The following is a 24,608-nucleotide window of genomic DNA, read 5'->3' on the forward strand; positions in this document are numbered from 1 at the left end:
ACAAGATGCGCGCAAACACTGTCATTATGATCGTTCTGGCCGGCGTGTTCGGTGTGCTGGCTGTTGTGCTCGCCAATATTTGGCTCGCGAACCAGCGCAGCGCTATGGCGCGCACGGAAGATGTTCAGCGCGACACAGTCGTAGTGGCTGCGGTCCCGCTGAAGTTTGGCGACACCCTGTCGGCAGATAAGCTGCGTGAAGTCGCCTGGCCCTCCGGCGCGGTTCCCACTGGAGCTTTCAAGACAACAAAGGACCTGCTTGAGGGCGAAGGCACCAAGCAGGCTCTTCAGGCGATCGGCACCAATGAGCCGGTTCTCGCCACCAAGATTACCGGTCCCGGCCAGCGTGCCACGCTGTCGGCGGTGCTTAGCGAAGGCATGAAGGCTGTCTCCATCCGGGTGAACGATGTGCTCGGCGTTGCCGGCTTTGTCTTTCCCGGCGACCGCGTCGACGTACTGTTGACGCGCACAGTGCGTAGCGACGAAGGCGTCGACAAGAGTTTTGTGGATGTGCTGCTGCAAAGCGTCAAAGTGCTCGCCGTTGACCAAGTGGCCGACGAAAGCAAGGACAGCCCGACGGTAGTGAAAGCGGTCACCGTGGAAGTCAGCACTAAGGATGCGCAGAAGCTGACCCTTGCCGCCGGCGCCGGCCAGTTGTCATTGGCGCTTCGCCAGGCAGCGGCCAGCAAAGGCGAGACGACTGAGCGCATCACGCTTTCGGACCTAACTGGCGACACGCCCGACGACGTCGCCAAGCGGCAAGCGGAGTTGGCCAAGCAGGCCGCCGCCGACGCAGCCGCAGCTGCCGATCGCAAGCGCGCTGACGATAAGCTCGCCGGGCTGGCCCAGGCCGTCGAACGGGTAGGCAACAAACTCGACGACTTGAGCAAGCTCAAGCCGGCCCCAGCTGTGGCAGCTGCGCCGCAAGCGAAGGAAATCGTCAAGGAAGAGGTCAAATATGTAAAGCCGGAACCGCCGGCGCGGGCGACAGTCGGTGTGTTTCGAGGTATAAAACTCGAAACATATGATGTGCCGCGACAAAAATGAGACCGGCGCATTAGGATAGCGGACTCCGAATCAGCCGGCAGGGGGGTTAGTGTAGATGCGTGTGTTCCGGAGATCACTGGCGGCCGCCGCTTTCACCATGTGCTGCGCGTTGCTATCGCTCAGTTCCGTGGTACGCGCCGCTGACCGCTTCATCGACGTGTCGAGCCCATCCCTGCACCGCGTGTTCGTGCCCGTTTCTCAAACCGCCACGATTCAGGTCAACGCCACGCTGGGCGACATCGTCGTTGGCGACGAGAAGATCGCCGATGCCCAGCCGATGACCGATAAGACGCTCTATATCATTGGCAAAAGCCTCGGCACCACCACGGTCAATCTGTTTTCCGAGGACAAGCGCTCCTTGGGCGCCATCCAGATCGAGGTGGGCCAGGATGTCAGCGACATGGCGGCCGCGATCCGCCAGGTGGCGCCGAAAGCGCGCATTGAAATCGGCTCGATAAACGGCAAGGTTCGGCTGAGCGGCCACGTCAAGGACGCCGCGACGCTCGCGCAAATCGTCGAGGTCACACAGCAATATGGACCCGAGTCGATCATCAACGCAGTCACTATCGATGACAGCGAGCAGGTCAATCTTTCGGTGCGAATCCTGGAAGCCAAGCGCAATGCCGGCCGCGATCTCGGCGTATCTTTCAAGAGCACGAACAGGAGCGGCACGACAAAGGTCGGAACCGGTATTGCCGCGGTGGACGAAGATGGTGCGGTGCTCGGGTCGGGTACTTTGCTCAGCGGCCTGCTGTCCAACTCCAGCCCGTTCGGAGCTCTGCTCACGCGCGTCATCGACAGCAACGTCAAAGTTGACATGTACATTGAAGCGCTCGAGTCGAAGGGCTTGGTGCGGCTGCTGGCCGAACCGAACCTTACAACGGTCTCCGGTGAAACAGCCAGCTTCAACGCCGGCGGTGAAGTGCCGATCCGCAGTGTCAATAGCCAGGGTGAAATTGAGATCCAGTTCAAGCAATTCGGCGTTAACCTGAACTTCACGCCGGTGGTCCTCGACGATGGCAAGATCCATATGAAGCTTGCCCCCGAAGTAAGCGACCTGACCGGCTTCACCCCCGCCGGCGATCCGATCTTCACCAACCGCAAGCTGGCGACCACAGTCAACCTACGCGACGGCCAGAGCTTCGCCGTGGGCGGTCTACTCTCCAGCAAGAACACGAGGCTGCAGGAACAGGTGCCGTGGCTCGGCCAGGTGCCAATCATCGGGGCGCTCTTCAAGAATTCGAGCACGCAGAAGGAAGAGACGGAGCTGGTCGTGATCGTCACGCCGCATCTGGTGCGGCCGACGAAACCCGGCGAGCAGCTTGCGACGCCTTTCGACAAGACGAAGCCGTCCAACGATCCGGAATTGTTCCTGCTCGGCCAGCTCGAGGTCAGCAAGGACATGATCCGGAAATACGAGCTGGGCGACGGCGTCACCGGCCCCTATGGCCACATGCTGGATGTGAAATCGAAGGACAAGCTGGTCTATGTCAAGAAATAAGCTCCTGCTCGTCCTTTTCGGTTCCAGCCTGCTTGCCGGCTGCGCGGCGGACTATCTGAACAACTACGACACAATGACGTTGGCGTCGGGCGACTCGCAGAGAGCCAACCAGCTGCTGCAGACTGTCGATCCGTACAACCCGGTTTCCAACAACACAAAGATCGAAGGTGACGGAGCACGCTCGGTCGCCGTGGCTCAGAAATACAAGCTTCCACCGGCGCCGCCGCCGCCGCCCAGCATCACGGTCAATGTCGGCAACGCGGGTGCGGTGACTACACAGTGAATTGAACGAAAGGAAGCGGTTGCACCAGGCATGCGAGGAGCCTGACACCAAGGGGTAAAGGGTAGGGCCATGTTGCGAATTGTTCGCGCGTTCTGGCACGATCAGAGGGGAATAGCGCTGATACTCGTCAGCGTCATGTTGCCGGCAATCATCGGCTTTTCGCTGCTGGCGATTGACATGAGCCGGGTCAACAACATGCACAACGACCTGCAGAAAGGCGCCGATGCATTGGCGCTTGCCGGCGCGGCTGAGCTGGACGGCACCACTGGCGCTTGGGCGCGGGCCGAACGCGCCATGGCGACACTGGTCAGCAACGAGGGCCATTTTTCGACGGCCGCACCGAATGGCAGGTTCACGCTAACGTCGGGCCAACCTGGCGGCACACTGCGCTGCAACAGCGCGGGAAACATCTCCTGGTGTTTCCTGAAAAGCCTTCCCAACGACAACGTCGCCATTACTACGGCAAACTATGCTAACACCGATCCAGCTACAGGCGAGTTGGAGACGCGATTCATCCGGGTAACGGTCGCGCCAACCGGGTTCGCAGCTATCTTTCCGGCTTCGTTCCTGACTGGGAATACCGCCAGCAATGGCTTCAATGTCGGCGCAGTTTCTGTTGCCGGTTTCCGATCCAGCGTTTGCGACTATACGCCGGTGTTCATCTGCAATCCCTATGAGATGGTCAACGGCACCAATACGGCCGGTGGGATCACGCTCGAACAGGCTGCGAATTCTCAGCAATATCGCCGTCGGCAGATCCTGTTGCGAGACAACGGCTTCTATCAGCCAGGCAACTTCGCCTTTCTTGCTTCGCCGGAAGGCAATGGCGCTCAGGCGCTGGAGGCATCGCTTGCTCGAGTCAAGCCGGTCGGATGCTACGCCCAGGATGGCGTCGATACCGAACCAGGTCAGAGCACCGGTCCAGTGCAAGATGGGTTGAACGCGCGATTTGGCATTAGCAAAAGCTATATCGGCAGCGTGAACGGCCCGGCCGCCAACGTCCGGATGGGTCTGAAGAGCATCAATTGCAACAGTGGCAAAACCGACTTCGAAACAGACGTCAACCGGGGTGTAGGTCTCGAACGCGACTCCTGCCAGATGACCGGCACTTGCACCATGATGGGCGGCCGCATGGGTACTGGTGACTGGAATGCTAGCCGCTACTGGACAGTGAACCATCCGACGCGTGGTGCTCTATCTTCGTCGCTGGTAGGCGCGACACGCTATGAAATGTACCGCTATGAGCTCAACCCCGATGGAAACCCCGCGACAAACGACAGCATTGTCGGGGATGCGTCTGTCGGCGGCGAGACCGGCAATCCATCCTGCAGTCAAACACCAGTTACGACGGTGGACCGCCGCATCCTTTACGGGGCGATCATTGATTGCCAAGCGATTGGCGGTTTCAACGGACGCGCCACGAACATACCCGTCCATGCTTTCGGCAGTTTCTTCATCACCGAGCCGATTAAAGACAGCAAGGATATCTATGTCGAGCTGATCGACATTACAGGCAAGGGCGGCCGCGGCACGCTCGACAACTTCCTGCGCGATGAAGCGCAGCTCTACCGGTGACGGCGATGTTCCGGCTAGTCGCGCGACACCTCACAAAATTTCGCCAAGACCAGCGTGGTGCTGTGCTGGTTGAAATGACTCTTGTTGCGCCGCTCATGCTTGTGTTGTCAGCTGGCGTTTTCGAGTTCGGCAATCTGATCCACGACAAGCTTTTGATGGAAGCCGGGCTGACCGATGCCGCCCGCTTTGCCGCCCGCTGCAATAGCCAGATGTATACCGATGCCGGGCTGACGATCAATTGCGCGAATACTGCTGCAAATATCGCCGTGTTCGGCAACCCGACGGGCGCAGGGAACGCGCGAATCAGCGGCTGGCAAACGGCGAATGTCACGGTGACCACGACCTTCGCCTGCTATGACGCCGTTGTCGCAGGGGTAACCCGCTATCGCTCCACCACCGCACAGGTATGCACCGTCAGGGCAGCGGGCACCTTCGCCTACGCAGGCGTCGGAATGCTTGCCTTGATCGGTGTTGGTCCCATCACATTGAGTGGCTTCCACGACGAGCGGTTGATCCGATTCTGACGATGATGAAGCGTTTCGCAAACTCCGAGGACGGCGCCGCCATGGTCGAGGCGACCATCGTCTCCACGCTGCTCTTTGCGCTGACGCTCGGCTTCGTCGATTTTGGCTATGCTTTCTACCAATGGAACGCAGCTACGAAAGCGGTCCAAATCGGAGCTCGCATGGCTTCGGTTTCAGATCCGGTGGCCAGCAATCTAACCACTGCCGGACCGACAACGACGCCTGGCGCTCCAGTCGTGGCCGGTGCATATGGTCCTTTCGCCTGCTCATACACAGGAGCCAATGGCTCGTGCACCAATAGTGGCACCTTCAACGCCACGGCTTTCAGCAGGATCTTCCGAGGCGACACGGCCGTCACCAATGACAATAGCTGCCCGACGCTTGCTGCAGGCCAGAGACCTGGGATGTGTCACTTTTTCCCCGGCCTGCTGCGCAGCAACGTTGTGGTCACTTACACGGCGACCGGGCTTGGCTACCAGACCCGGCTCGGCGGTCCCATTCCGACGATCACCGTCAGCCTTCAAAACCGGACCTTCCAGTTCTTCTTCCTCCAGGAATTAATGGGCTTTGCCAACGTCAACATGCCCTCCATGCTGAGCACGGTCACGGGCGAAGATATGAAGACCAACGCGCCATGAACGCGATCGACACCAGAGTGCTGCCGACGAAACGCAAGCAGGTCGCGCTGTTTTCGTCCGATGCGAATTTCAGGCACGACGTGACCACGCGGCTCGACGCGCTGGCGATCTATGACGTCAAGGTTTCGGAGGCGGTCGAGTTCCTAAAGGGGCCGCCGGTCGATGCGCGGCCGGGCATCATCATCCTCGATCTCGGTGACGGCGAGCTGCTCGGCAACAATGCGCTGGTCGAGGCGCGCTCGGCCTGGGCTTCGGTGCCGCTGATCGCGGTCTCGGGCGAGCTGACGTCCGAGCAGACGCGGGTGCTGGTGCGCATGAATGCGTCGGACTGGCTGCACAAACCGCTCGACCCCAAGGAACTGCTCAACGCCGTCACCTTCCATGACACCGGCAACCAGGGCACGAAGAGCCGGATCGTCACTTTCATTGCCGCCAGCGGCGGCGCCGGCGCGACCACCCTGGCGATCTCGGCGGCCGAGCATCTCGCCTCGAAATCGGCCGAGCGGGCGGCCTCGACCTGCCTCGTCGACCTCGACTTCCAGAGCGCCAATTGCGGCGCCTATCTCAACCAGTTCAACCAGTTCGACCTTGCCGGCATCATCGGCCAGCCGGAGCGGCTCGATGTCGAGCTGATGGACGTCATCAAGCTGTCGCGGCCGTCCGGCCTCACGCTCTATTCCTTCGAGCGGCCGCAATTGCCGTTCGAGCCGCATGGCGCCGATTTCGTCTTCCGGCTGCTCGACCTCGTCGCCTACCGCTTCGACGACATCGTTATCGACCTGCCGAACATCGAGACGCCGTGGCACGAGTCGGTGCTGCGCACCAGCGACGAGATCTTCATCGTCTTCGAGCTCAACGTCGCCTCGCTCAGGCAGGGCAAGCGGCTCTACAAGAAGATCCGCGAATTGCGCGGCAACGGCGTCTCGATCACGCTGGTCGCCAACAAGCACAAGCGCAAATGGTTCGGCAACCACTTCTCGCGCAGCGAGCTGGAGAAGATCTTCAAGGCGCCGCACATCAAGTCGCTGGTGCTCGACAACGCGCTGCTGGCCGATGCGCTGAACCGCGCCATACTGCCCTCGGAGGTGGACGGGCGGGCCCGCTTCAACAAGGACCTGAAGCGCATGTTCAAGGAGCGGCTGGACAATGCCCAGCGCTAGAGCAACTCCAGGAGATCCGCGCAGCGGTTTTCCATCCGAAATTGCGACAAAGCAAATGCGGCGGATAGCGACAGGCTTCGCCGGTGCCTGCCTGATCGGCATCGCGCTGGCGGTGCCTTGTGATTTCGCGGAAGCCGGATCGGGGCTGCCCCCGCTTCCGGCCATGGGCCCAAGCCTTCGCAAGACGGTCGCCTTCCAGACCGGCGAGCAGCCGGGAACCATCATCATCCGCAAAAACGAGAAAGCGCTCTATCTGGTCACGAACAAGAGCCAGGCGCTGCGCTACCAGATCAGCGTCGGCCGCGAGGGCTTCGGCTGGACCGGCACGGTCAAGGTCGCAGCCAAGACCGAATGGCCGGAATGGCGCCCGCCCAAAGAAATGCGCGTCCGCCAGCCGGATCTGCCGGCGATGGTGCCCGCCGGTCCCTACAATCCGCTTGGCGCCAGGGCGCTCTATCTGTCGCGCGACGGCCGCGACACGCTCTATCGCATCCATGGCACCAACGATCCCAAAGGTGTCGGCTTCGACGGCACGTCCGGATGTTTTCGGCTGACGAACACGGATGTGATAGATCTCTTCAAGCGCGTCGCGGTGGGCGCAAAGGTGGTGGTTGAATGACGATGATCAGCGAGCCGGATATTCCGGCAATCGAACTCAGCGAACAGGAAAAGGCGCCGGGCAGGCCGAGTCGGGCGAGAACCATCGGCGCGGTCGCGGCCGGCGCGGTCCTTGTCACCGCCATCAACGTCACCGCCGCCATCTATCTCTATCGCGGCGTCAACGACCTGCGGGCATTGGAGGCGCGGCTGGACCAACTCGGTCAGTTCGAGCAGCGGATCGGCGCGCGCATCGATACCGTGAACAACGGCTTCCAGAGCCGGTTCGAGACGCTGGACCGGCAGCTGCAGGCGAGTTTCGGCCAGATCAACGGCAATATTGCCCGGCTGGAGCAGGGCCAGCCCGTCGCCGCCGATGCCGAAATGCCGCGGGCGCCAGAGCCTAGTTTCGCCAACACGACCGTGGCCGAGGCCTCGGCAGGTGAAAACCCCTCTGTCGGCGCGCCGGCATTCAAGGGCAAGGCCGCGCCGCCCGGACCCAATCCGTCCTATCAGCGCATCCAGCAGGCCGACGGTAAGGTCTACTACAAGAAGATCAACTGACGCGTCACCGGGCGATAGCGGAAGGCATTCCGATCAGCACGGTCTACAGATCACGCTGCAGCGCCAGGATGCGGACGGCGCGGGCTTCGGCGCGCAGCCTCGCCTCGCGCAGGAAGGCGACATGGCAATAGGCGCAGGCCGCAAGGCCAAGGCACAGCACCATGCAGTTTTTCAAGCTGAAGTCGATCGCCAGCGAGAATTGAAAGCCGCGCGGCGCCGTGAAATTGGCGATCGTGCTCGCCGTTTCCGAACGGCTGCCGGCCGCTATCATCAGACCGGCGAACATCAGCGCGCCATGGTTGGCGAGGAAAAAGCCGGCGGATCTCTTGGCATGGCAAGCCATCCAGCAGACGCCTGACGCAACGACGATGACGGCGGCATCGACGGCCATCGAGCCGCCGAGATAGAAGTCCACCTGCTGCCAGAACATCGTCGAGAAGGGGCGCAGCTCGAGCCAGATGCGCCACATGGCCGGGCTGGCCGAATAGGTTCCGAGCAGAAACGTCGCCGTCCGTTCCGCCGCCAGCAGGAACAGCATGAAAGCCGGGAAAGCAAAGAGCAGTGTCGGCTTGCGCGTCATGTCATCCCCCTCGACATCCGATGCTCGATTGTAGGCCGCATTGGTTGCGCGAGACTTAACGCAAAGCCTTGCTTTTCAAGCGATGTCATCGCCGCCTAATGTATGATCCGGTGAAACGACGAGGCGCGCTTTGGGCGAGGCGAAATCGACCAGCCGGCTTGCCACGACGCTCGGCAGCCTCGGGCTGGTCGCCGGCGCGCTGCTGGTCGCCGCGTCGAGGCACTGGTTGCCGCCGGGCCTCCCCTCCCCGCCTGCCCAGGTCGCGAGCGAGGCCCGACCTGCCTCGCGCATCGCCGTCCACGACACGCGGCCAGGCCAGCCGGCGCGCAGGATAGCCGAGCACCTCATCGCTCCGCCGCCGCTCGACGTGGCGAGGATCGAGCGCATCGAGCCCCGCCCTCCGCTCGGCGAGCTCGGCCTCGCCGTGCCGCCGAAGACGTCGATGCCGCAGGACTGGCATGAGACGCTGCTTTATCGCCCGATCGCCACCTCGTCGGCGATCTTCGAGGCCATGGGGCGCAGGGTGATCGTCAGCGGGACCATCGAGGTCGATCCCGCCAAAACCTGCGCATTCGGCGACGTCATCTGGCCCTGCGGGCAGCGCGCCCGCGCCGCCTTCAATGCCTGGCTGCGCGGCCGGGCGCTCAAATGCGTCTTGCCGCCCGATGCAGACCGTTTTGCCATCGCCGCGCCGTGCATGCTCGGCAAACAGGATGTCGGCGCCTGGCTGGTTGCCAATGGCTGGGCGATGGCGTCTCCCTCGGGCATCTACGGCAAAGCCGAATCCGTCGCCAGGGCTGCCGAGATGGGTGTCTTCGGCCCGCCGCAATAGGGCATACCCGAAAAAGGCGCGCAACGGCCTTCCCTGCGGCATTGCGTAAAAACGGAATGGCTAAAGCAGCTCGGCGATCCTACCAAGCGCTGACCCGTTTCAGCGACGAATCACATCGAAGCGAGCACCGGGCCGCAGCCGCCGGCGCCATCCAGGGAGAAAGACACTGATTTCCTTCAAATTGTAGGCCACGCTGAAACGGAAATCGTAACACACCGCCTTTAAGCCAATGCGTCCAACAGGAGATTGGCCAGTGAGTATAAAAACCGAGACCGCGCCGGCAGAGGCCTGGAAGCATGTCGTCTGGCTGACGCTCCTGGGCACCGCCGGCTGCGTCGGCCTGTCGCTCGGCCTCAACTATCTGCTGCTGCTCAGCGACGCGTTGACGCCGTTCGGCCGCAGCGTCATCACGGCCGCCCTTCTGCCTATCATCATCGCTCTGCCGCTTTTTGCCTTGCTCGGTTGGAGAGAGGTCGAGATCCGCCGCTACCGGCAGGAGCTCACCAGATCCGGCACCTACGACCATCTGACCGGCTGCCTCAACGGGGCCGTGTTCACGTCGATGGTCGACAGGCGAGCGGCCAGACCGGCCGGGCCGCGCTCCGGCGCTTTTCTCGTCATCCATCCGGAGCATCTATCGGCGATCAATTTGCGCTTCGGCCTCGAATGGGGCGACGAAGCCTTGCGGCTGATCGCCGGCGCCATCAGGTCCTCGGTGCGCAAGGAGGATCTGATCGGCCGCATCGGAACCGCGATGTTCGGTGTTTTCCTCGCGGGCGCGACCGAGGAGGACGCCAAGGAGATCGGCAATCGCATCCGGGAAGCGGTCGGGCAGATCTATTTCGCACCGAAAGGCGACAAGGACGTGCTCGCCATCCGCGCCGGCGGCGTCGTCTTCGAGCAGGAGCTGGCTTTCGAAGACATGTTCCGCTCGGCCGAGGAAGGATTGTCCGATTTGCAGGACGAGACCGACTTTCACCTGTCCCATTTCAACAACTGAGCGGCGCAACCAGCAGCCAAACCGCCGACAACCTGGCGCGAGCTGCGGTTCAAATCTCTGCGTCTCAGATGCCGCCCATGCAGAGATATTTCATCTCCAGATAATCCTCGAGGCCGTGGCGGGACCCCTCCCGCCCGATGCCCGACTGCTTGACGCCACCGAAGGGTGCTGCTTCCGAGGACATGCGCCCGGTGTTGATGCCCACCATGCCGTATTCCAGGGCCTCCGCCACACGCCAGACGCGCTTCAGATTGGATGCGTAGAAATAGGCGGCTAGTCCGTAGATGGTGTCGTTGGCTTCACGCACGACCTGATCGGCATCCTCGAAACGGATGACGGGGGCCAACGGCCCGAATGTCTCCTCCCGCGCCACCGTCATGGCGCTGGAAACGTCGGTAAGGACCGTCGGCTGGAAAAACGTGCCGTCTCTGGCGATCCGGCCTCCGCCGCACCGGATCGCGCCGCCCTTTGCCACGGCATCGGCGATGTGGGATTCGATCTTGGCGAGCGCCCGCCTGTCGATCAGCGGGCCGATGGCGACGCCGGGATCGAAACCGTCACCGACCTGAAGCTCGCCGACCCGCCGCACGAATTTGTCGACGAACTCATCATGAACGTCCGATTGGACGTAAAGTCGGTTCGCCGAAACGCAAGTCTGGCCGGCATTGCGGAACTTCGCCTGGACCGCCCCATCCACGGCGGCATCGATGTCGGCGTCGTCGAAGACGATGAAAGGCGCATTGCCGCCGAGCTCGAGACTGACCTTCTTGATCTGGTCCGAGCACTGGCGCATGAGCAGGCGTCCGACCTCGGTCGAGCCGGTAAAACTGATCTTGCGCACTTTGGGATTGTGGCAGAGCTCGCACCCCACCGCGGCACCCTCCGAGGCATAAATGAGATTTACAACACCATCGGGAAAGCCGGCCTCGGCGGCAAGCGCGAACATGGCACCTGCAACAAGCGGCGTCTGTTCGGCAGGCTTAAGCACAATGGCGCAGCCTGCCGCCAGCGCCGGTGAGATCTTGCGCGCCACCATCGATGCGGGAAAGTTCCATGGTGTGATGGTGCCGACGACGCCGATCGGCTGCTTGATCACCAGCATGCGGCGGTCCGTCGACGGTGCCGAGATCGTCTCGCCATAGATGCGATTGGCCTCCTCGGCATACCATTGCAGATACGCCGCCGCATGCGAGACTTCCGATCTGGCTTCGGCGAGCGGCTTGCCCATCTCCGCGGTGAGGATCGCCGCGAGATCGTCGGTGTGGGTGACGATCAGTTGATGCCACTGCCACAGCATTTCGCTGCGCTCCCGGGCCGTCAGCCCCGCCCATTCGGCCTGTGCGGCATAGGCCTTGTCGATCGCCGCGCGCGTCTCCGCAATCCCCATGTCGGGAAGTTCCGCCAGCAATTCGCCCGTCGATGGATTGAAGACCTCGAACGTGCTCCCGCCAACCGGCGTGCCAAGCGCCGGCACACGGTCGATAGCGCCGAACAGGTCAGGGGATTTCAGGTGGCGCAGGATCGGCAGGCACAGGGGCAATACCAGTCTCCTCGTTCAAAGGCTGACCTTGCAGAAGGCCAAGATGTATTCCGCACGTCCGCGCCTCTCAAGGACTGAGCGTGATCGTTGGAGCTTCTTGGCCTTGGGTCTCCCAGCTTTAACCGTTCTTGTGGTCTTCGCCACGGGAATACCGACCTTTCCGTCCAGCGGAAAATCATCAAATTGGAGGGGCGCGTTGTCGAAGGTAATAGACGCCGGTCGTCTTCCATCGCCCAGGGTCTAGACAGTCTCGAGCTAACACCACCCCTGTGTACCAGACAGGCGCCGAAAAAACCAAGAAAGTCAGATAGCTATTCCCAATCAAAGGGATAGGCTGGTGCTGCGAGAGAGGATTGAAGTTCCTCAAAGGCGGCACCCCAGCATTGAAAACAAAGAGCTTTTCAGGACTAACGCGTCTCGTCCCATAACAGTCTGCCGCAACATGTGCAACCTATAGGCCTGCGGTCCCGAGCCTATTCACACCCAGCACGCAGCACAGTATTGTCAGACAGGCGTGGGGCAAGGGGAATGGAGCACGAGGACGATCTGAAGTCCCGTATCGAGGCCGCACTCGTTCACGGCCACCTCAGCCAATGGCAACGCCAATTCCTCGTGGACATGCGCGACCGATTGGTGAAGTACGGCCCGCGTACCCGGCTGAGCGCGAAGCAGTGGGCAAAGCTCCACGAACTCGTGGGCCCCGCACCGCCTATCACCCACGCACCGCCTATCACACACGCACCGTCCCACATGCGACCGAACAGGCCTCCGCCATCGGCGTTCTGGCGGCAGCGCCGCAGGCGAAACCCCTGGGCCCGTGAGGCCCGCTACCTGGCGTCCAGGTTCGTAAGGACCTTTGGCTTCGCTCTGGCCCTGGTCGTCGGGTCCTTGGTCTACTCGTATGTCGTCAAGGGTGGGCACATCAACTGGCCAAGCATGCCGTCCTTTGCAAGGTCGGGCGGAGGGGACAGGGTGCCGCTGGCCAGAACACAGTTTACCATTACGGATGGCGACACCATCCGGCTCGACGGTGCTGCCAAGGGAACCCGGCTGGTTGGCTTCAATGCTCCCGAAAGCATCGAGCCGAGGTGCGCCGTTGAGGCGGAGCTTGGGCGTCGAGCAAAGGCACGTCTCACAGAGTTGGTCGCTTCCGCGAAGCTCGAACTGGAGATGATCCCTTGCTCCTGTTTCCCAGGGACCGAGGGCACCGATCGCTGCAACTATGGCCGGAGCTGCGGCTCGCTGTTTGCCAATGGCCAGGATGTAGGTGACGTGCTGATTGCCGAAGGCCTGGCTGTGCCCTTTGTTTGCGGCGCAACAGGCTGCCCCCCTACTCCACGACCGTGGTGTGCGTCATAGCCAGCCGGCCGCCGCCCAGCAAAGCCTGAACTACTCAGGCTTGCCCCGTAAGCCAGTCACCCCATAGGTTGCGAAAGCGGCAGCACCCGCCAAATCAAGGACTGCCCAAATCTCGCGGGTGAGATAGATCGGGGCAAGGGGATTAAACAATACCGCCACCGCTACAAAGCAAATCACCCACGGAGTCCAACTTTTGGCAAGGCGATATTGGTCCCAAGCGATGACTGCGGCCCATATTGCGACGACAATCCTGAGCAATTGGTAGTACGCGTAAGGCCACGGGGCCAGCGCTAGGACAAGTAAGGCAGCAGGAATCAACGCAGCTTGGTACTTGGTCATCTTTGTAGCCGTTTTATGCGAGGGGATCTGGTCCGTACCGGTTTGGCCCTTCCGTACCTGGCACAACACATAGCATGAGCACGAACGCCAATGAGGCAGCGCCTCCTATGTATTTGTCGGCGACCCCGACGGGCAGCCATAGAAGAGCGAGCCACCCGGTCACCCCCATATCGCGGAGGCGCTGGCCGGTGAGAAAGTACTGGCAGATCACAAAAGGTACGACAAATAGGAGCAAGATCAGGTAGCCGTTTCGCGCGGAGGCCGAGAAAATCCACAGCACCACGACGACAAAGAAAAGCACGCCAACAAGCAGCAGATTGGCCAGCACGAAGCTCTGCCGATTTCTGCGTATGGTCCCCGAGAACCAGTCCTCGTGAGCGGCCACGGCCATTATCGGCGAGCAAAAGCTTGGAGGGTAGAAAGAGCCATGGCGGCAATCACATACCAAAAGAACAGCACAACCCCTTGCCAGATCGGCCAGCCCCACACGGTCACAGCGCCGTAAACTCCAAACCCCGCGCCGACTATTGGTATGTACGTAAGAAACCCAGCGATGACGAAACTCGCGAACCCACCGAAGCTGAAGGCGTGTCCGACACCATCTGCGACAGCAAAAAGCTGAATGAACCCTATAACGAAGTAAGCGATCACAAAGAATACTTGCACGGTTCGTCCCCCTATGGCCTGGGTCGTTTGTATCGCCGCGATATGCGCCAACTCAAGTTCCACAAGCAAAACGCTTTTCAAAGATCACAACTTTTTCAAGCCTTGTTGGGTCGAAACAAAATTGCCAAGGCCGAGTTGACTTCGCAAGGAATATGTTCCTATCCGTGGACATGCCCGAGCCCAGCAGCCGAACCCGACGCCTTGTCCAAACGCTAAGCCTCGCCCATGACATAGGGCAGCTAATCCGCGTCCGCTGCATCAATTGCAACATCACCCGCCACTACCTCCCCGGCGACCTCCTCAACCTCATGGGGGACATTCCCTTCTGGGATGTGGAGCGGCATATGCGGTGCGAGCGGTGTAGGCGGCGGGAGTTCGACGTGGACATTCTACTGCCTAGCGCCGCGCAGGGCGTGAAGATACGCGTGAGGCGGCTCGTCGGGGTCCGTATGGTTCGGCGGGTGATGTGGAAGGATGATAATTGAGCAGAGAGACAGCTAGCGGCCTTGAAACGAAACTACTGCGAGATTTCCCTCCTTATCAAACAGCGTAGTACCGCACCGTCCCGTTGCCTCATCTAACAATGCTGACCGCGTAGTGCGAAGGGCATTAGCCAGGGCGTAGCTAAATTCTTCATCGTTCCAGTCTCGGAAAATTCGGACTTCCTCAGTACCCGGTAGGAAACCTCTAGAATAGGGGGCCACTCTAACTTGATCCACTTGGAGCGCCTCTGGGCTCTCGGCGGTCAGGTAGAAATGAGTAGCATCTCGCAATGCCGCCTTGTAATGCACCCGAGCCGCCAGCTCTCTGAATTGTGTGCGGGATACCGTTGACCCGGCGAGGTTGAAGGGTCCTAGCGGCCCGACCTCCATTTGCAGCCCACCATCGCTAACGAAACAAACCCCCAACTGCCCGGCCATTACAGCCACGGACTGCCCAAAGATGTTCGTTGACAAATCGAAGCAGTCTTCTCCTCCGTCGGCAATCTTGAAGTGGTAAAGCGAGAACGGGAGGTCACCGTGCAGGCACCGGAATACGGTCGGCTTGCGGGCGCTTTGCATCAGGAAGTGGCAATGATGCAGTTCCTCGATAAACTCTGAGGAGACAATCGGCCCGCTCTCCGGCCTCGCGCGGTCAAAGAGCAGGCTAGTTTCCTTGACAAGTAGGCCGATGAGTATCTTTGCCAGCCAACGCCCCACCACCATCTTTTCGGTGATGGATTGCAGTGCTCCGTGTCGAAAGATCGGCTGAACGGCACTCTCTATCCTTGATAAGAAGCCCGTATTGCAGTCTACGCAACACGGGACCGTTAAGTGTCGATATTGTATCAAGCTTTGGTTGATAAGGGTAAGGCGCTGATTGGCCAGCTTGAACTGCCTTTGCAACCACTGCGGAACGACATGTTCGCCGCGCCCTGAACTGGGTGGGCCTCCACAGGCGAAACACTGGCGACGGGAAATGCTGTCCTCTGAGACGGCTCTCGCTGAGTCCTCAAGAATGTATGACATGTTCCTCTGCCCCTAAAACAACGACCTTTGGGCAGGCGCTTGTTGTGGAAACTTGATCTGCGTCGCCGGCTTCTCGACAATCACCAAGGCATCGTCCGGGGCTGTCCGCTGCATGTGCCGCGCTTCGGACCACGGGGCCGTGAACCAGGTTTCCACCTCCTCGCGGGTGTTGAGGATCACCGGCATAGCCTTCTCGTGGATGGGCGCTATGAGGGCGCTGGGCTTAGTCGTGAGGAAACCGTAAAGCTCGAAGTCGCCCGGCCCGTCCTTGACCCTCCGGACTCCCTGCCAGCGCGTCCACATGCCGGCGAAGAAGAATAGCGGGCGGTCCTCACTTCGGGCGAACCAGTAGTTTCGCTGAATGCCGGTCTCGGGGTCCTTGTCGTTGGGCTTGGGGCTCGGCTCGGCGAAGCTCGTGACGGGCACCACACAGCGGTTCTCAACGCCAACATATTGCTGCCAGTGAGCGTACTGCGGGTTGCGGATGTTGGTGGTGCCGTAGTCCGCCTTGCCCTTCACCCGCTCTGCCGGCGTAGGCATGCCCCAGAGCAGCTTGGCAAGCTCGCGCTGGCCATCGGGAGCGTTACGGACCACAGCGCCCGGCATGTTGGGATAGACATCTAGCGAGGGCTCAAGGTTGCCCATGATGTCCCGCATGGCGCGGGTCCACTCGCGTATGGCGTCTTGGCTGGTGGTGATGTTGTAGAGGTTGCACATGCGGGAAGACCTAGTCCTTCTGCGGGATTTCCGGCAATGCCCCATAGAGGGACAAAGTGGCCCGAACTAAGTCATGAAGTTGGTTCTTGTCGCAGTAGTTCAACAAGAAAGCCAGTTGAGCTTTTGGGGTCGCCTCCCCTAGATCCCGTAACGGCTCTTTGTGAGCCATGTGAAGCATATTCATGCCGCTCATAAAGCCTTGAGCCCACGACAACACCGCCATGCCTTCTGCGGACTTGTCGGTTGGGTTAACTCTTACGAACTCGGCGCAACTGCCTGTTCCGAGGCCGGCGATGGCAAACGGCTCTTTCCCCCACGAAGCAGCACACGATGACGTTAGCAAGGCAATCGACAAAAGCCATTTCATGGGCACCCCCAGGGTTGCATTCAAAACTCAGGCACCAGCTTGTCTCGGCAGCTAAACTTGCCGCCCGTCCCCGAGTCCTTGATGCTCGAATTGTAGAACCTGCCCTTGGACTCTGCGGCTAGCAGCGCGTCCACCGTACCCTGGTCAATCTCGCAGTAGTGATACCAAGTCTGCTTAAGGCGGATGAGCATGTAAGAGTGCTCGGGGTTGTAGCACACGCGCTTGACCAAGCTGCTGTCTAACTCCCCCGTGCAGTTGAATTTGGCGAGGTCCACGAGGCCTCGATACTTCACGTCTACGGTTTCGGCGGACAGCGACCCTGAGGCGGCCACCAACGCGACTCCGGCAATGGCCGCGCGTACCCTCATGGCTACAATGGCTCCGCTTAGGCGATGGAAAGTCCCACATGTCGCTGTCATCGTGACTCCTTGACGTTTGGCCGTCCTTATTGGCAGCACACCTTGCGAACGTACGTGTTACCGAAGGTCGCGTAGGCGTCATCGGGTATCGCACCCCGCGCCTTCATCTCGCTGACCAAGGTGCTGGCCATTGGCTCGTCATAGGTGTTGTCGAGCGTGATCGCGAACCACCCGTTGGTGGCTAAATAGGCGGAGACGGGTATGGACGATCTTCGGACGTAGGCCTCGGCCTCGGCGTAGTTGTCGAAGCTCTTGACCTGTATGTGGCGTCGTCCAAATGGCCCGCTGTCGTACTGATCGACGTGGACCCAGGTGTCGTGCACATAGCCGATCTGGTTCCCGGCCTGGACTCGGTACCAGCGGCCGGCGGTGGCCAGGATTGCAACCGGGCTTCCATTCCGCAGCACCGCTACGTTAGTCGACTTTCCCTCCGGCAATGCCTTGAGGGGTGCGGAACCCTTGGGATGTCCAATTCGGCCGGAATGGGCTTCTGGAACTACTAGCGACGGGGTGGCCGGCGGTACAGGCGCGGAGGTCGATGTCGGCGCGGGCGATGGTGGCAGCGTCGGAGCTGGCACGGCACTTGCCACGGTTGACTGCCCTGCGCCGGGCGCGAATGTTACCACCCTGTACTTCGCCATCTCGCTCATGGAGAGGTAGCGGATGTCGTTGCTGTCATACTGCAGCGAGAGCTGAAGAAGAGCGGGGTCCACGCCCATTTCGATCATGTAGGTGATGACGTCGGCCGTGATTTGCTGGACAGCGGAGACCGCCTCCTGAGTGGTGAAGGGAACGTCGCCCTGAAACGATGACTTGTGGACGCCTATCGAGCCCGCCTCGGCAAAGCGTATCACGCCGCCAAGGAAGGCCAACGAGCAAGCTGACTCGCACTCAGAGGCTCTAAACTGTGCGGTCGCCAGACCCATCCGTCTAATGAGCCGACCCAGGTCCATAGCTTTCTGGATGTTGCCGCCGGGGGAATGAAACGTAACCGCCGTGGAGGTGCTGGAACGCACCAGTGCCTCAAAGACCGACAAATCATCCTGGTAGGCAAAATCCCCTGATACCAGAATGTAGCGGAGCCCGCCGTCAGTCTGTCCCGCCTGGAACTGTAACCCGGCGCGGGCGGACGTAGCAGCTAGCAGCGTCGATACGCTGCACAACAGAATCAGGATCGAGAAAACGCGAAACATGGCCCCAAGCACCCCTGATCGAAGTCTAGCGTTGGCGAGCCGAAGTTGTCGAATCCTTGTTGCGAAGATAATGAATTTCGGCGTGGACTCTATTTCTCGGAGGCGGGACGATTCGAATGGGCGAAGCAAAGCAGCGAAAGACATTCTCGCAGCGGATCAGGGAAGACCAGCCGTATTGCATCTTCTGCGGCGGAGATACGCCGAGTGAAACCGTTGAGCACTACCCGCCCCGCAGCATCTTCGACGGTAAGCACCGCCCCCGAGGTCTGGAGTTTGGGGCATGCAAGGAATGCAACGAGGCATCGCGTGAGGCCGATTTGGTGGCGGCCACCCTTAGCCGCATGATGCCGAACCCAAAGACTGAGGCTGGGCGGGAGGAGGTCCGGAAGCTCATCAACTCGGTGTGCCGCATCCCGGGGTTTGCTCAAGAGTTCCAACCGGACCGGAACCAGGCTGCCACCTTGCACCGCCTTCGAGACATTGCGCCTCGGCTCCCCTCGTGGAACTTCGTGCGGATCGACGGACCCATCGTTGCAAAGTCTATGACGGTCTTTGCCTCGAAGCTCGGCCTTGCGCTGCACACCGCGACCACTGGGCGCATCCTGCCGGCCTCAGGAGCTGTGGCTATCCAATGGTACTCGAACCTCCAGGCTTACCAAGATGCCCTGCCCAAAGAGTTCCTGGCTATGTGCGGGCCAGGGCGAACCCTCCGCCAGGGCAACTTCGAGGTGGGCGAGCAGTTTCGCGTCGCTAGCGTGGTGCCCGACGAAGACGGCTCGATGTCAGCTCACTTCGCCACCTTCCGGCAGTCGTTCGCCGTCCTGATGTTCGCCACGGAGCAACCAGAAGAGGCCCACAAGGGCTGGTCGGTGTCGCCGGGGTTCCTCAAGCGCCCCCTCACGGTGATCCCGGTGCAACAGACCCCTAGCTGATAGAGAGCTTCGCCCTCATCGTCACCTCAAGGTAATGCGAGAGTCCGGTGCTAAAAGCAGTCACATTGAGCACCTACTCCAAGTGGGCCGACGATGAGGCGGGGCGGAGGCCTTCCAATACCTAAGGCCCCACCTGGAGCCCTTTAGCAGCGAGTTATTTCCCTATAGCAGCGACTTGTTGGCCAGCCTTCTCCTCCATCGGCAGGGCCACCCCCACCAGCCGCTTGGACTCTTCACGCATCGCCGCCATGGCAGCCGCCTTGGCGCTCTCGGCCACAAGCACACAGTCATGGATGGGCAGCGCCACCACTCCCTGACCGATGAGCCTCAGGAGGACGGCTACCAGGATGTTGCTCTCGGTGTTGGCAAGACTCGGCCCGATGTTGGTCCCAAGAAGGTGAGCGATGGCGGGATGCTTGGCTTCCACCGCCGCCGAAAGCATCTTGGCGGTCCACCCCGCAGGCAGCAATTCTCGCAGTTCCCCAGAGAGACGGCGCAAGGTCCCATCGCGGAAGAAGAGGGAGGCGGCGGCCTTCTTTACGGCGTCCCGGTGCTCCTCCAGTCCTGCCACCGCATACGGGTCTCCGGCCGGCAGGGTCGCCCCGATGTGGGCGTAAGCCAGATGGACGTACATCGCGCGATAGTCCAACTCCACCAGGCGCTCCGCACCGATAGTGAGGCCAGTCCGCCTCGCCCGTGGGAGGGACTGCCAGAAGCCTCCGAAGAGCCTCCCGTGGCCATCGAACGTGGCGGGCGCCTCCGCGCCGTTCACCAGGAAGACCCGGACGAGCTGGTCAGGCGGTTGGCGCTCGCCGTAGAGCCTTATGTCGGCCCCCGCCAGCGCATCGTTGACGGTCCGCATTTCGGCTCGCAGCCGGAGGGTCTCGCCGGTGTCCGCGTAGTCCACCAGTATCTTCGGCCTGTTCCTCCCGACGACCGCCTTGAGGATGACTGTCTCTCCACCCGGAGCGCAGCTGATGTCCTCCAGTGATGCGCCGGCCTGGGTCAGCATGGAGCGCAGCCGTGCCGAGGGCTCGACGGTTGTCCGCAGATGCTTGAAGACCGCCGCGTGGTAAAGCGCCAGCCCGTCCTCAGCCAGCGACTTGAGGGTGTCGATGAGAGGGCCGCGCGGCAAGTCCTTGCGGTCGTAGCGAGTGGCAGCCTTCTTGTCGGCCTGGACGGCAAGGCGAGTCCCTGGCGGATGGCGGAGGGCCACCAGTGCGAGGTTGGCCACAAGGTTCTGGACAATGGCAAGGCGGCGCTCGGCGGCGTCGCTCCTTGGCTTTCGGTTTGGGTTGCGGGCGGAGGCGGCCTCAAGCTTGGCGTGGAGGGAGGCCGCCAGGTCGGCCAAGCGGGATGGCTCCCGGATAGTCAGCCAAGGGTCGTGCATGAGGGTGGGCGTTAGAGGAGGTACAGTGCCCTCCCCCAAGCCTTCTCCGCCTAGAAGGACCAGTGGTGCGTCGTGCTCCTGGTCCGATCTCTCGTCAAAGTGCGTCACCGCTCGTGCCTCCCCGCCGCCTCCACCACCTCGCGCACCGCCTCCGAGTCCGCGACGATCCCGGCAATATCCTCGATGGTCTGCCCGAGGAGCCGCATGAAGGCTCCCTCCGCGCGGGGGTAACGAGAGAAGGTTCCATAGAGGGCGGAGCGGACATGGGTCCCTGAGGCAAGCCGATGGGCCATCTTGGCGATCTGGACATACTGGAACTCAGGGTTGGCCCTCGGCCCGAGAGCTGACTGGGTGGCCTTCACGGTGAGGGTGATCAGGAGGAGCTGTTCCCCCGACTTCCCGGCCTCATGGAGCCGCGCCAAGGCGTTCCGCACTTTCTCCTCGGTGCCGGCCCATCGAGCGTCCTGAGCACTTCGGGCAGTCCCGCTTCCGGCCAGGAGGCCATTGAGGGCAGCGACTACCTGGGCCAAGTTGAGGTCGCCCTGGTGCGCCTTGAGCCACCGCCGAGCCGCCGCCTGGAACGGCCCCAGCTCTGCCATCGTGTAGCTCCTCCGCCAGTGGGTCCCGTGGCGGCGTCGGAACTCGACATGTCGCTTGCACAGGGTCTCCGAGAGTCCGTTCCTGGCGGAGCGCTGGGTGAGATTCTTGCAGCCTGGGGCGGCGCAGCGGCGCGGCGAGAGGTCGGACGGCGCGGCGGCGCGATGTTCGATGTCGTGAGGAGACCCGCCGCTATCCACGGGAAGCCTCCAAGCGGCTCACCAGGCCATCCGGGTCGGGGTCTGCATCCGTCGCCGCAATGAAGTTGAGAGGATCGCGGTGTTGGGCGGCGAGGGTCGAGATTACGGGGCGCAAACCGAGGGCGACACGGAGGCCGGACTTGGCTTCCTGAGCCGCAACGTGATACCCCTCTGGCTCGTCCACCCGCGCCTTGAACGGCACCAGTTCCCACTCTCCCCGATCCCGTGCCTCCTGAATGGGCTTTAGGAGCCCAAAGCCCTCGAACGGGGTCTTACCATCCGCCTTGAAGCCTTGGCTGGCGGAGACGTGGCGGAGCTGATCTGCTAGCCCCTTGGAGTAAATGCGGAGCCTGGCGTCTCCGTGCCGACGCTCCAGGAGCCGCAGCACAGCGTAGGACCTGAGGATATCGTCGCTCTTTGCGCAGCAGGCACCCCAGAAGCGCAGCACGTCGCCCTGGCCCCAGAGGACGACCCCGTAGGACCCGGCCCATTGTGGCGGTGCAAAGGAAGCTGCTTCCGGTCGAGGCCCCCGGTCTATCTCGATGATCGCACGGAGGGTACTCGGGTCATTTATCTCGTCGCGGTCGAATGGAATATCTATGACAGGCACTGGGCTGTCTCCTTCTTGAATTGGCGGGCCAGCAGCCCCCGGTGGAGGACGCAGAGGCTTGCCGGCCCGATGGGTGGGACTAGGACTTCAGGGCGAAGTGCGGGAGGTCCTTGAACCGCCTCCAGTCAGCCCCGATGTCGAGCTTGACGCCTGCCTCCTTGGCGGCCTGCTTCATGGCCTTGACGACCTGGGCCTGGAGCTTGGGCTCGAAGACCACCGCGCCGTCCTTGTCGAGCGGCCAGAGGTCCACGGCGTCCCCATGAAGGTGGTCAGACTCCTCGGTCTTCGACCAGCCCCACTTGACGGCATCCTTCTGGGCCTGAGCGTCGCGGACGCCGGACCCGATGACGAACTTGACGCCGCCGATCTCCTGGGCTCGCTTGATGACGGACTGGAGGTTCGGCTTGAGCTTCGCCAGGTTGGCCTCGTGGTTCGCCACCGGATCGGAATTCCACCTCATGAACTTGGCGATCTGGTCCTCACCCTGGCTGTCCTGACGCGGTATCTTGGAGTAGGCCTTCGGGACGGACCCGAGGGCTTCTGCCACGCCGGCTGACGGGTCTAGGGACGCCACCTGGACGCCCTTCCCGCCCTTCACCTGGCCGAGGGCCGTGAGGACGCCACCAGGGCTGACCGCCGCTCGCTGGCCGTTGTAGGCACCGCGACCGGAAGGGGTAGGCAGGGAGGCCCACTCCTTGGCCAGCTCATTCATGAACGCCGCGTCCGACATCTGGCCGGACTGCCACCGGGACAGGCCTCGCTTCTCCAGGAGGGCCATGCCCAGCCGGTCTTGCATCCGCCTGTCGAACACCTCATCGCCGGAGAGCCCCAGGTCACGCCGGAGGTCCCGAAGGGTCGTCCGGATGATCTGGTAGCGGCCCACCGCCGAGGAGTTCCACTTGTTGTCCGGGTGGGAGAGCATCCGGGTCTGGAGCTGGTCGATCTGGTCGAGCGTCATGCTCTCCAGGTTGACCTTGCCCCCGGTGAATGCGCCGTATCCCAGGGTCTCGTTATAGCCCTCCCCCTTGTCGGTACCCTCGGTGTGCCCGATGAGGTTGAGGAGAGGCGCCACCGGAGTATTGCCGGCGGAGGATCTTCCATCCTCGAGCATGGGAGGGTTCTGAAGGAGGTTAGTCAGTCGGGTCCGAGTCTCCTCTGGGAGGGAACCGCGGTCGTCTGGAGCCCGGGGCTGCTCCTGAGAGCCACCCCCGAAGCCCAGGAAGGAGCCGATACCCCGGAAGATGGAGCCGATGGTGCCGAAGCCACTGGGGGCTCCCGCCTCATCAAGCGTTGGGTCCGCCGTCTGGGGAGCTGCCTCGGGTTGGGTCGGAGCGGGAGCCGGTGCGGCGTCGTTCTGTTCCTCCTCCAGGAGCATGTCATGCGCCGCCTGGGGCGTGATGCCGTACTTGCGGGCCAGCTCGTTCGCAGCGTCCGCTCGCGGGCCAGGAGGCAGGGGCGTAGAGGCATCGCTTGGCGTTTCGGCCGCTGGCGGCTGCTCAACGCGCTGCTGCTCGCTGGCGGGGCTGCTAGGGGCCTCTGCTGGGCTTTGCGGCTGCTCTGCCGGCTGCGGCTTCTCGCCTGGCTGCGGATAGGTGCCCTGCTGCTTGCTGTCGGGCGTTGCAACGATGCGGTCGCGGACAGTCTTGCCAATGTCCATGGCCGCCTTCTCGCGCTCCAGGACGCCGGCATTGGGGTTCTCCTGGGACCACTTGAGGAGCTGGGTGCGGTAGTCGAAGAGCGCCCTCGCCCCATCGTCGGTGAGACCTCGGACCTGATCCAGGTAATCCATATCGCCTTGGCCCGTGGCGTTGGTGATCAGCTTCACCGTGTCCCTGTAGGCTGGCGACTGAAGGATGCCGTCCGACTGGGTGGCCTTCTCCACGGCGCTTACCCGGTCCAGCGCTTTGGTGAACGTCTCAGGGTCCTTTATGACCCCCTTCTTGCGCATCTCCAGCACGTAGGCCGCGCCCGCCCCGCCATCGACCCGCGCGTAGACCTCCAGGAGCGCATCCGGGTCCTCGGCGGTGCCGTCACCAGCCAAGTTGCGGCGATATCCTGGGAGCTTCGAGCGGAACTCGGGGTCGCGCTTGCTGATCTCCTTCAGGGTGTCTTCCGGTATCTGGTAGTTCGGGTCCTTGTCGATCTTGGTGAGTTCCCCGGCGACCAGCGAGTTGTGCCGCGCCTTGTCTTCCTTCTCAGCCTGGACCGCGAGGGTGGTTGCAGCGGAGGCCATCTTGGAGGCGATGTGCTCGCGGGCTGCGTAGACCTTCTTGCTGACCTCCACGTCCGACGACATCGCGTGTTCCTTGCCGGGGAGCTTTCGGTCCAGGAGCGTGAGGAGGTCCTCGTTGCTGGTCTGCTCGGCTTGGAGGATGATGCTGTCCACCATGAAGCCAGGGCTATCGCATATGAGTAAAGAGTTCATAGAAGAAGTCTTTGCTCCAATTGGCCCTGCGCATCTTGCTGGCGAT

General features: G+C 61.9%; 26 protein-coding genes. 12 read left to right on the forward strand and 14 right to left on the reverse strand.

Annotation, left to right across the window (positions count from 1 at the left end; genetic code table 11):
• Positions 1 to 5 precede the first annotated feature (5 nt).
• The 9 genes from cpaB to CK224_RS29965 all read left to right on the forward strand — a co-directional run bounded on the left by cpaB (position 6) and on the right by CK224_RS29965 (position 7,888).
• On the forward strand, positions 6 to 1,046 hold the full coding sequence (gene cpaB, locus CK224_RS29925; protein ID WP_095784285.1) for a Flp pilus assembly protein CpaB: 1,041 nt from the start codon (positions 6 to 8) through the stop codon (positions 1,044 to 1,046).
• Positions 1,047 to 1,143: 97 nt separating this feature from the next.
• Positions 1,144 to 2,547 carry a type II and III secretion system protein family protein gene (locus tag CK224_RS29930; protein WP_245426329.1) on the forward strand — a complete coding sequence of 468 codons (1,404 nt, stop codon included), beginning with the start codon at positions 1,144 to 1,146 and terminating at the stop codon, positions 2,545 to 2,547.
• Positions 2,534 to 2,830 carry a hypothetical protein gene (locus CK224_RS29935; protein WP_095784287.1) on the forward strand — a complete coding sequence of 99 codons (297 nt, stop codon included), beginning with the start codon at positions 2,534 to 2,536 and terminating at the stop codon, positions 2,828 to 2,830. Before CK224_RS29930 ends, CK224_RS29935 begins: the two co-directional genes overlap by 14 nt.
• Before the next feature lie 69 nt (positions 2,831 to 2,899).
• Positions 2,900 to 4,405 (forward strand): pilus assembly protein TadG-related protein, encoded by a 1,506-nt coding sequence (locus CK224_RS29940; protein WP_095784288.1) that lies wholly within the window; start codon positions 2,900 to 2,902, stop codon positions 4,403 to 4,405.
• A 5-nt stretch (positions 4,406 to 4,410) separates the two neighbouring features.
• Entirely contained in the window at positions 4,411 to 4,929 is a 519-nt protein-coding gene (locus CK224_RS29945; RefSeq protein ID WP_245426331.1) for a TadE/TadG family type IV pilus assembly protein, read from the forward strand.
• Between the two features lie 2 nt (positions 4,930 to 4,931).
• The gene (locus tag CK224_RS29950; RefSeq protein ID WP_095784290.1) at positions 4,932 to 5,567 is read left to right on the forward strand and encodes a TadE/TadG family type IV pilus assembly protein; all 636 of its coding nucleotides are present in this window, start codon (positions 4,932 to 4,934) and stop codon (positions 5,565 to 5,567) included.
• Entirely contained in the window at positions 5,564 to 6,727 is a 1,164-nt protein-coding gene (locus CK224_RS29955) for an AAA family ATPase (protein WP_095784291.1), read from the forward strand. The genes CK224_RS29950 and CK224_RS29955 overlap by 4 nt, the downstream gene beginning before the upstream one ends.
• 55 nt (positions 6,728 to 6,782) lie before the next feature.
• Positions 6,783 to 7,346, forward strand: a complete 564-nt coding sequence (locus CK224_RS29960; RefSeq protein WP_095784292.1) for a L,D-transpeptidase — start codon at positions 6,783 to 6,785, stop codon at positions 7,344 to 7,346.
• The gene (locus CK224_RS29965) at positions 7,343 to 7,888 is read left to right on the forward strand and encodes a hypothetical protein (RefSeq protein WP_095784293.1); all 546 of its coding nucleotides are present in this window, start codon (positions 7,343 to 7,345) and stop codon (positions 7,886 to 7,888) included. Before CK224_RS29960 ends, CK224_RS29965 begins: the two co-directional genes overlap by 4 nt.
• A 43-nt stretch (positions 7,889 to 7,931) precedes the next feature.
• Here the strand turns inward: CK224_RS29965 and CK224_RS29970 are convergent, their stop codons facing one another.
• Positions 7,932 to 8,468, reverse strand: a complete 537-nt coding sequence (locus tag CK224_RS29970; RefSeq protein ID WP_095784294.1) for a hypothetical protein — start codon at positions 8,466 to 8,468, stop codon at positions 7,932 to 7,934.
• A 130-nt stretch (positions 8,469 to 8,598) separates the two neighbouring features.
• Between CK224_RS29970 and CK224_RS29975 the strand changes: the two genes are divergently transcribed.
• Both CK224_RS29975 and CK224_RS29980 read left to right on the forward strand, forming a co-directional pair.
• Positions 8,599 to 9,300: a thermonuclease family protein gene (locus CK224_RS29975; RefSeq protein WP_095784295.1), complete on the forward strand. Its 702-nt coding sequence runs from the start codon at positions 8,599 to 8,601 to the stop codon at positions 9,298 to 9,300.
• 253 nt (positions 9,301 to 9,553) lie between these two features.
• Positions 9,554 to 10,300, forward strand: a complete 747-nt coding sequence (locus tag CK224_RS29980; protein WP_245426333.1) for a GGDEF domain-containing protein — start codon at positions 9,554 to 9,556, stop codon at positions 10,298 to 10,300.
• A 64-nt stretch (positions 10,301 to 10,364) separates the two neighbouring features.
• Here CK224_RS29980 and CK224_RS29985 read toward each other — a convergent pair whose 3' ends face one another.
• The 9 genes from CK224_RS29985 to CK224_RS30035 form a co-directional block, all read right to left on the reverse strand.
• Positions 10,365 to 11,795 (reverse strand): NAD-dependent succinate-semialdehyde dehydrogenase, encoded by a 1,431-nt coding sequence (locus CK224_RS29985; protein WP_245426338.1) that lies wholly within the window; start codon positions 11,793 to 11,795, stop codon positions 10,365 to 10,367.
• A gap of 1,434 nt (positions 11,796 to 13,229) precedes the next feature.
• Positions 13,230 to 13,538, reverse strand: a complete 309-nt coding sequence (locus tag CK224_RS29995) for a DUF6804 family protein (RefSeq protein ID WP_095784299.1) — start codon at positions 13,536 to 13,538, stop codon at positions 13,230 to 13,232.
• A gap of 13 nt (positions 13,539 to 13,551) precedes the next feature.
• A complete protein-coding gene (locus CK224_RS30000) occupies positions 13,552 to 13,929 on the reverse strand; it encodes a DUF805 domain-containing protein (RefSeq protein WP_095784300.1) in 378 nt (125 codons plus the stop codon).
• The gene (locus tag CK224_RS30005) at positions 13,929 to 14,255 is read right to left on the reverse strand and encodes a hypothetical protein (protein WP_141245908.1); all 327 of its coding nucleotides are present in this window, start codon (positions 14,253 to 14,255) and stop codon (positions 13,929 to 13,931) included. The genes CK224_RS30000 and CK224_RS30005 overlap by 1 nt, the downstream gene beginning before the upstream one ends.
• Before the next feature lie 446 nt (positions 14,256 to 14,701).
• Entirely contained in the window at positions 14,702 to 15,712 is a 1,011-nt protein-coding gene (locus CK224_RS30015) for a hypothetical protein (protein WP_141245909.1), read from the reverse strand.
• 12 nt (positions 15,713 to 15,724) lie between these two features.
• On the reverse strand, positions 15,725 to 16,429 hold the full coding sequence (locus CK224_RS30020) for an SOS response-associated peptidase (protein ID WP_095784303.1): 705 nt from the start codon (positions 16,427 to 16,429) through the stop codon (positions 15,725 to 15,727).
• A 10-nt stretch (positions 16,430 to 16,439) separates the two neighbouring features.
• On the reverse strand, positions 16,440 to 16,796 hold the full coding sequence (locus CK224_RS31090) for a hypothetical protein (protein ID WP_141245910.1): 357 nt from the start codon (positions 16,794 to 16,796) through the stop codon (positions 16,440 to 16,442).
• A gap of 20 nt (positions 16,797 to 16,816) precedes the next feature.
• On the reverse strand, positions 16,817 to 17,164 hold the full coding sequence (locus CK224_RS30030; protein ID WP_095784305.1) for a KTSC domain-containing protein: 348 nt from the start codon (positions 17,162 to 17,164) through the stop codon (positions 16,817 to 16,819).
• A gap of 77 nt (positions 17,165 to 17,241) precedes the next feature.
• Positions 17,242 to 18,408, reverse strand: a complete 1,167-nt coding sequence (locus tag CK224_RS30035; RefSeq protein ID WP_095784306.1) for an SH3 domain-containing protein — start codon at positions 18,406 to 18,408, stop codon at positions 17,242 to 17,244.
• A 116-nt stretch (positions 18,409 to 18,524) separates the two neighbouring features.
• Here CK224_RS30035 and CK224_RS30040 point away from each other — a divergent pair, with 116 nt between their 5' ends.
• Entirely contained in the window at positions 18,525 to 19,340 is an 816-nt protein-coding gene (locus tag CK224_RS30040; RefSeq protein WP_095784307.1) for a hypothetical protein, read from the forward strand.
• A 154-nt stretch (positions 19,341 to 19,494) separates the two neighbouring features.
• Here the strand turns inward: CK224_RS30040 and CK224_RS30045 are convergent, their stop codons facing one another.
• The 4 genes from CK224_RS30045 to CK224_RS30060 form a co-directional block, all read right to left on the reverse strand.
• Positions 19,495 to 20,691, reverse strand: coding sequence for a hypothetical protein (locus tag CK224_RS30045; protein WP_141245911.1), 1,197 nt, complete (start codon positions 20,689 to 20,691; stop codon positions 19,495 to 19,497).
• A gap of 143 nt (positions 20,692 to 20,834) precedes the next feature.
• Positions 20,835 to 21,329 carry a hypothetical protein gene (locus tag CK224_RS30050; RefSeq protein ID WP_095784309.1) on the reverse strand — a complete coding sequence of 165 codons (495 nt, stop codon included), beginning with the start codon at positions 21,327 to 21,329 and terminating at the stop codon, positions 20,835 to 20,837.
• Between the two features lie 190 nt (positions 21,330 to 21,519).
• On the reverse strand, positions 21,520 to 22,137 hold the full coding sequence (locus CK224_RS30055) for a hypothetical protein (protein ID WP_095784310.1): 618 nt from the start codon (positions 22,135 to 22,137) through the stop codon (positions 21,520 to 21,522).
• 79 nt (positions 22,138 to 22,216) lie between these two features.
• The gene (locus CK224_RS30060; RefSeq protein WP_176478060.1) at positions 22,217 to 24,526 is read right to left on the reverse strand and encodes a M15 family metallopeptidase; all 2,310 of its coding nucleotides are present in this window, start codon (positions 24,524 to 24,526) and stop codon (positions 22,217 to 22,219) included.
• Positions 24,527 to 24,608: the final 82 nt, after the last annotated feature.

The sequence above is a fragment of the Mesorhizobium sp. WSM3862 genome (genome assembly GCF_002294985.1).
Lineage (GTDB): Bacteria > Pseudomonadota > Alphaproteobacteria > Rhizobiales > Rhizobiaceae > Mesorhizobium.

Bases quoted from the DNA above. Each gene is read 5' to 3' on its own strand.
- cpaB (WP_095784285.1), top strand. From the start codon at position 6: ATGCGCGCAAACACTGTCATTATGATCGTTCTGGCCGGCGTGTTCGGT.
- CK224_RS30040 (WP_095784307.1), top strand. From the start codon at position 18,525: ATGGGCGAAGCAAAGCAGCGAAAGACATTCTCGCAGCGGATCAGGGAA.
- CK224_RS30020 (WP_095784303.1), bottom strand. From the start codon at position 16,429: ATGTGCAACCTCTACAACATCACCACCAGCCAAGACGCCATACGCGAG.
- CK224_RS29955 (WP_095784291.1), top strand. From the start codon at position 5,564: ATGAACGCGATCGACACCAGAGTGCTGCCGACGAAACGCAAGCAGGTC.
- CK224_RS30030 (WP_095784305.1), bottom strand. From the start codon at position 17,164: ATGAGGGTACGCGCGGCCATTGCCGGAGTCGCGTTGGTGGCCGCCTCA.
- CK224_RS29950 (WP_095784290.1), top strand. From the start codon at position 4,932: ATGATGAAGCGTTTCGCAAACTCCGAGGACGGCGCCGCCATGGTCGAG.
- CK224_RS30050 (WP_095784309.1), bottom strand. From the start codon at position 21,329: ATGGCAGAGCTGGGGCCGTTCCAGGCGGCGGCTCGGCGGTGGCTCAAG.
- CK224_RS29940 (WP_095784288.1), top strand. From the start codon at position 2,900: ATGTTGCGAATTGTTCGCGCGTTCTGGCACGATCAGAGGGGAATAGCG.
- CK224_RS30060 (WP_176478060.1), bottom strand. From the start codon at position 24,526: ATGGTGGACAGCATCATCCTCCAAGCCGAGCAGACCAGCAACGAGGAC.
- CK224_RS30000 (WP_095784300.1), bottom strand. From the start codon at position 13,929: ATGGCCGTGGCCGCTCACGAGGACTGGTTCTCGGGGACCATACGCAGA.
- CK224_RS29995 (WP_095784299.1), bottom strand. From the start codon at position 13,538: ATGACCAAGTACCAAGCTGCGTTGATTCCTGCTGCCTTACTTGTCCTA.
- CK224_RS29970 (WP_095784294.1), bottom strand. From the start codon at position 8,468: ATGACGCGCAAGCCGACACTGCTCTTTGCTTTCCCGGCTTTCATGCTG.
- CK224_RS30015 (WP_141245909.1), bottom strand. From the start codon at position 15,712: ATGTCATACATTCTTGAGGACTCAGCGAGAGCCGTCTCAGAGGACAGC.
- CK224_RS31090 (WP_141245910.1), bottom strand. From the start codon at position 16,796: ATGAAATGGCTTTTGTCGATTGCCTTGCTAACGTCATCGTGTGCTGCT.
- CK224_RS29965 (WP_095784293.1), top strand. From the start codon at position 7,343: ATGACGATGATCAGCGAGCCGGATATTCCGGCAATCGAACTCAGCGAA.
- CK224_RS29930 (WP_245426329.1), top strand. From the start codon at position 1,144: ATGTGCTGCGCGTTGCTATCGCTCAGTTCCGTGGTACGCGCCGCTGAC.
- CK224_RS29960 (WP_095784292.1), top strand. From the start codon at position 6,783: ATGCGGCGGATAGCGACAGGCTTCGCCGGTGCCTGCCTGATCGGCATC.
- CK224_RS29945 (WP_245426331.1), top strand. From the start codon at position 4,411: ATGTTCCGGCTAGTCGCGCGACACCTCACAAAATTTCGCCAAGACCAG.
- CK224_RS30035 (WP_095784306.1), bottom strand. From the start codon at position 18,408: ATGTTTCGCGTTTTCTCGATCCTGATTCTGTTGTGCAGCGTATCGACG.
- CK224_RS29935 (WP_095784287.1), top strand. From the start codon at position 2,534: ATGTCAAGAAATAAGCTCCTGCTCGTCCTTTTCGGTTCCAGCCTGCTT.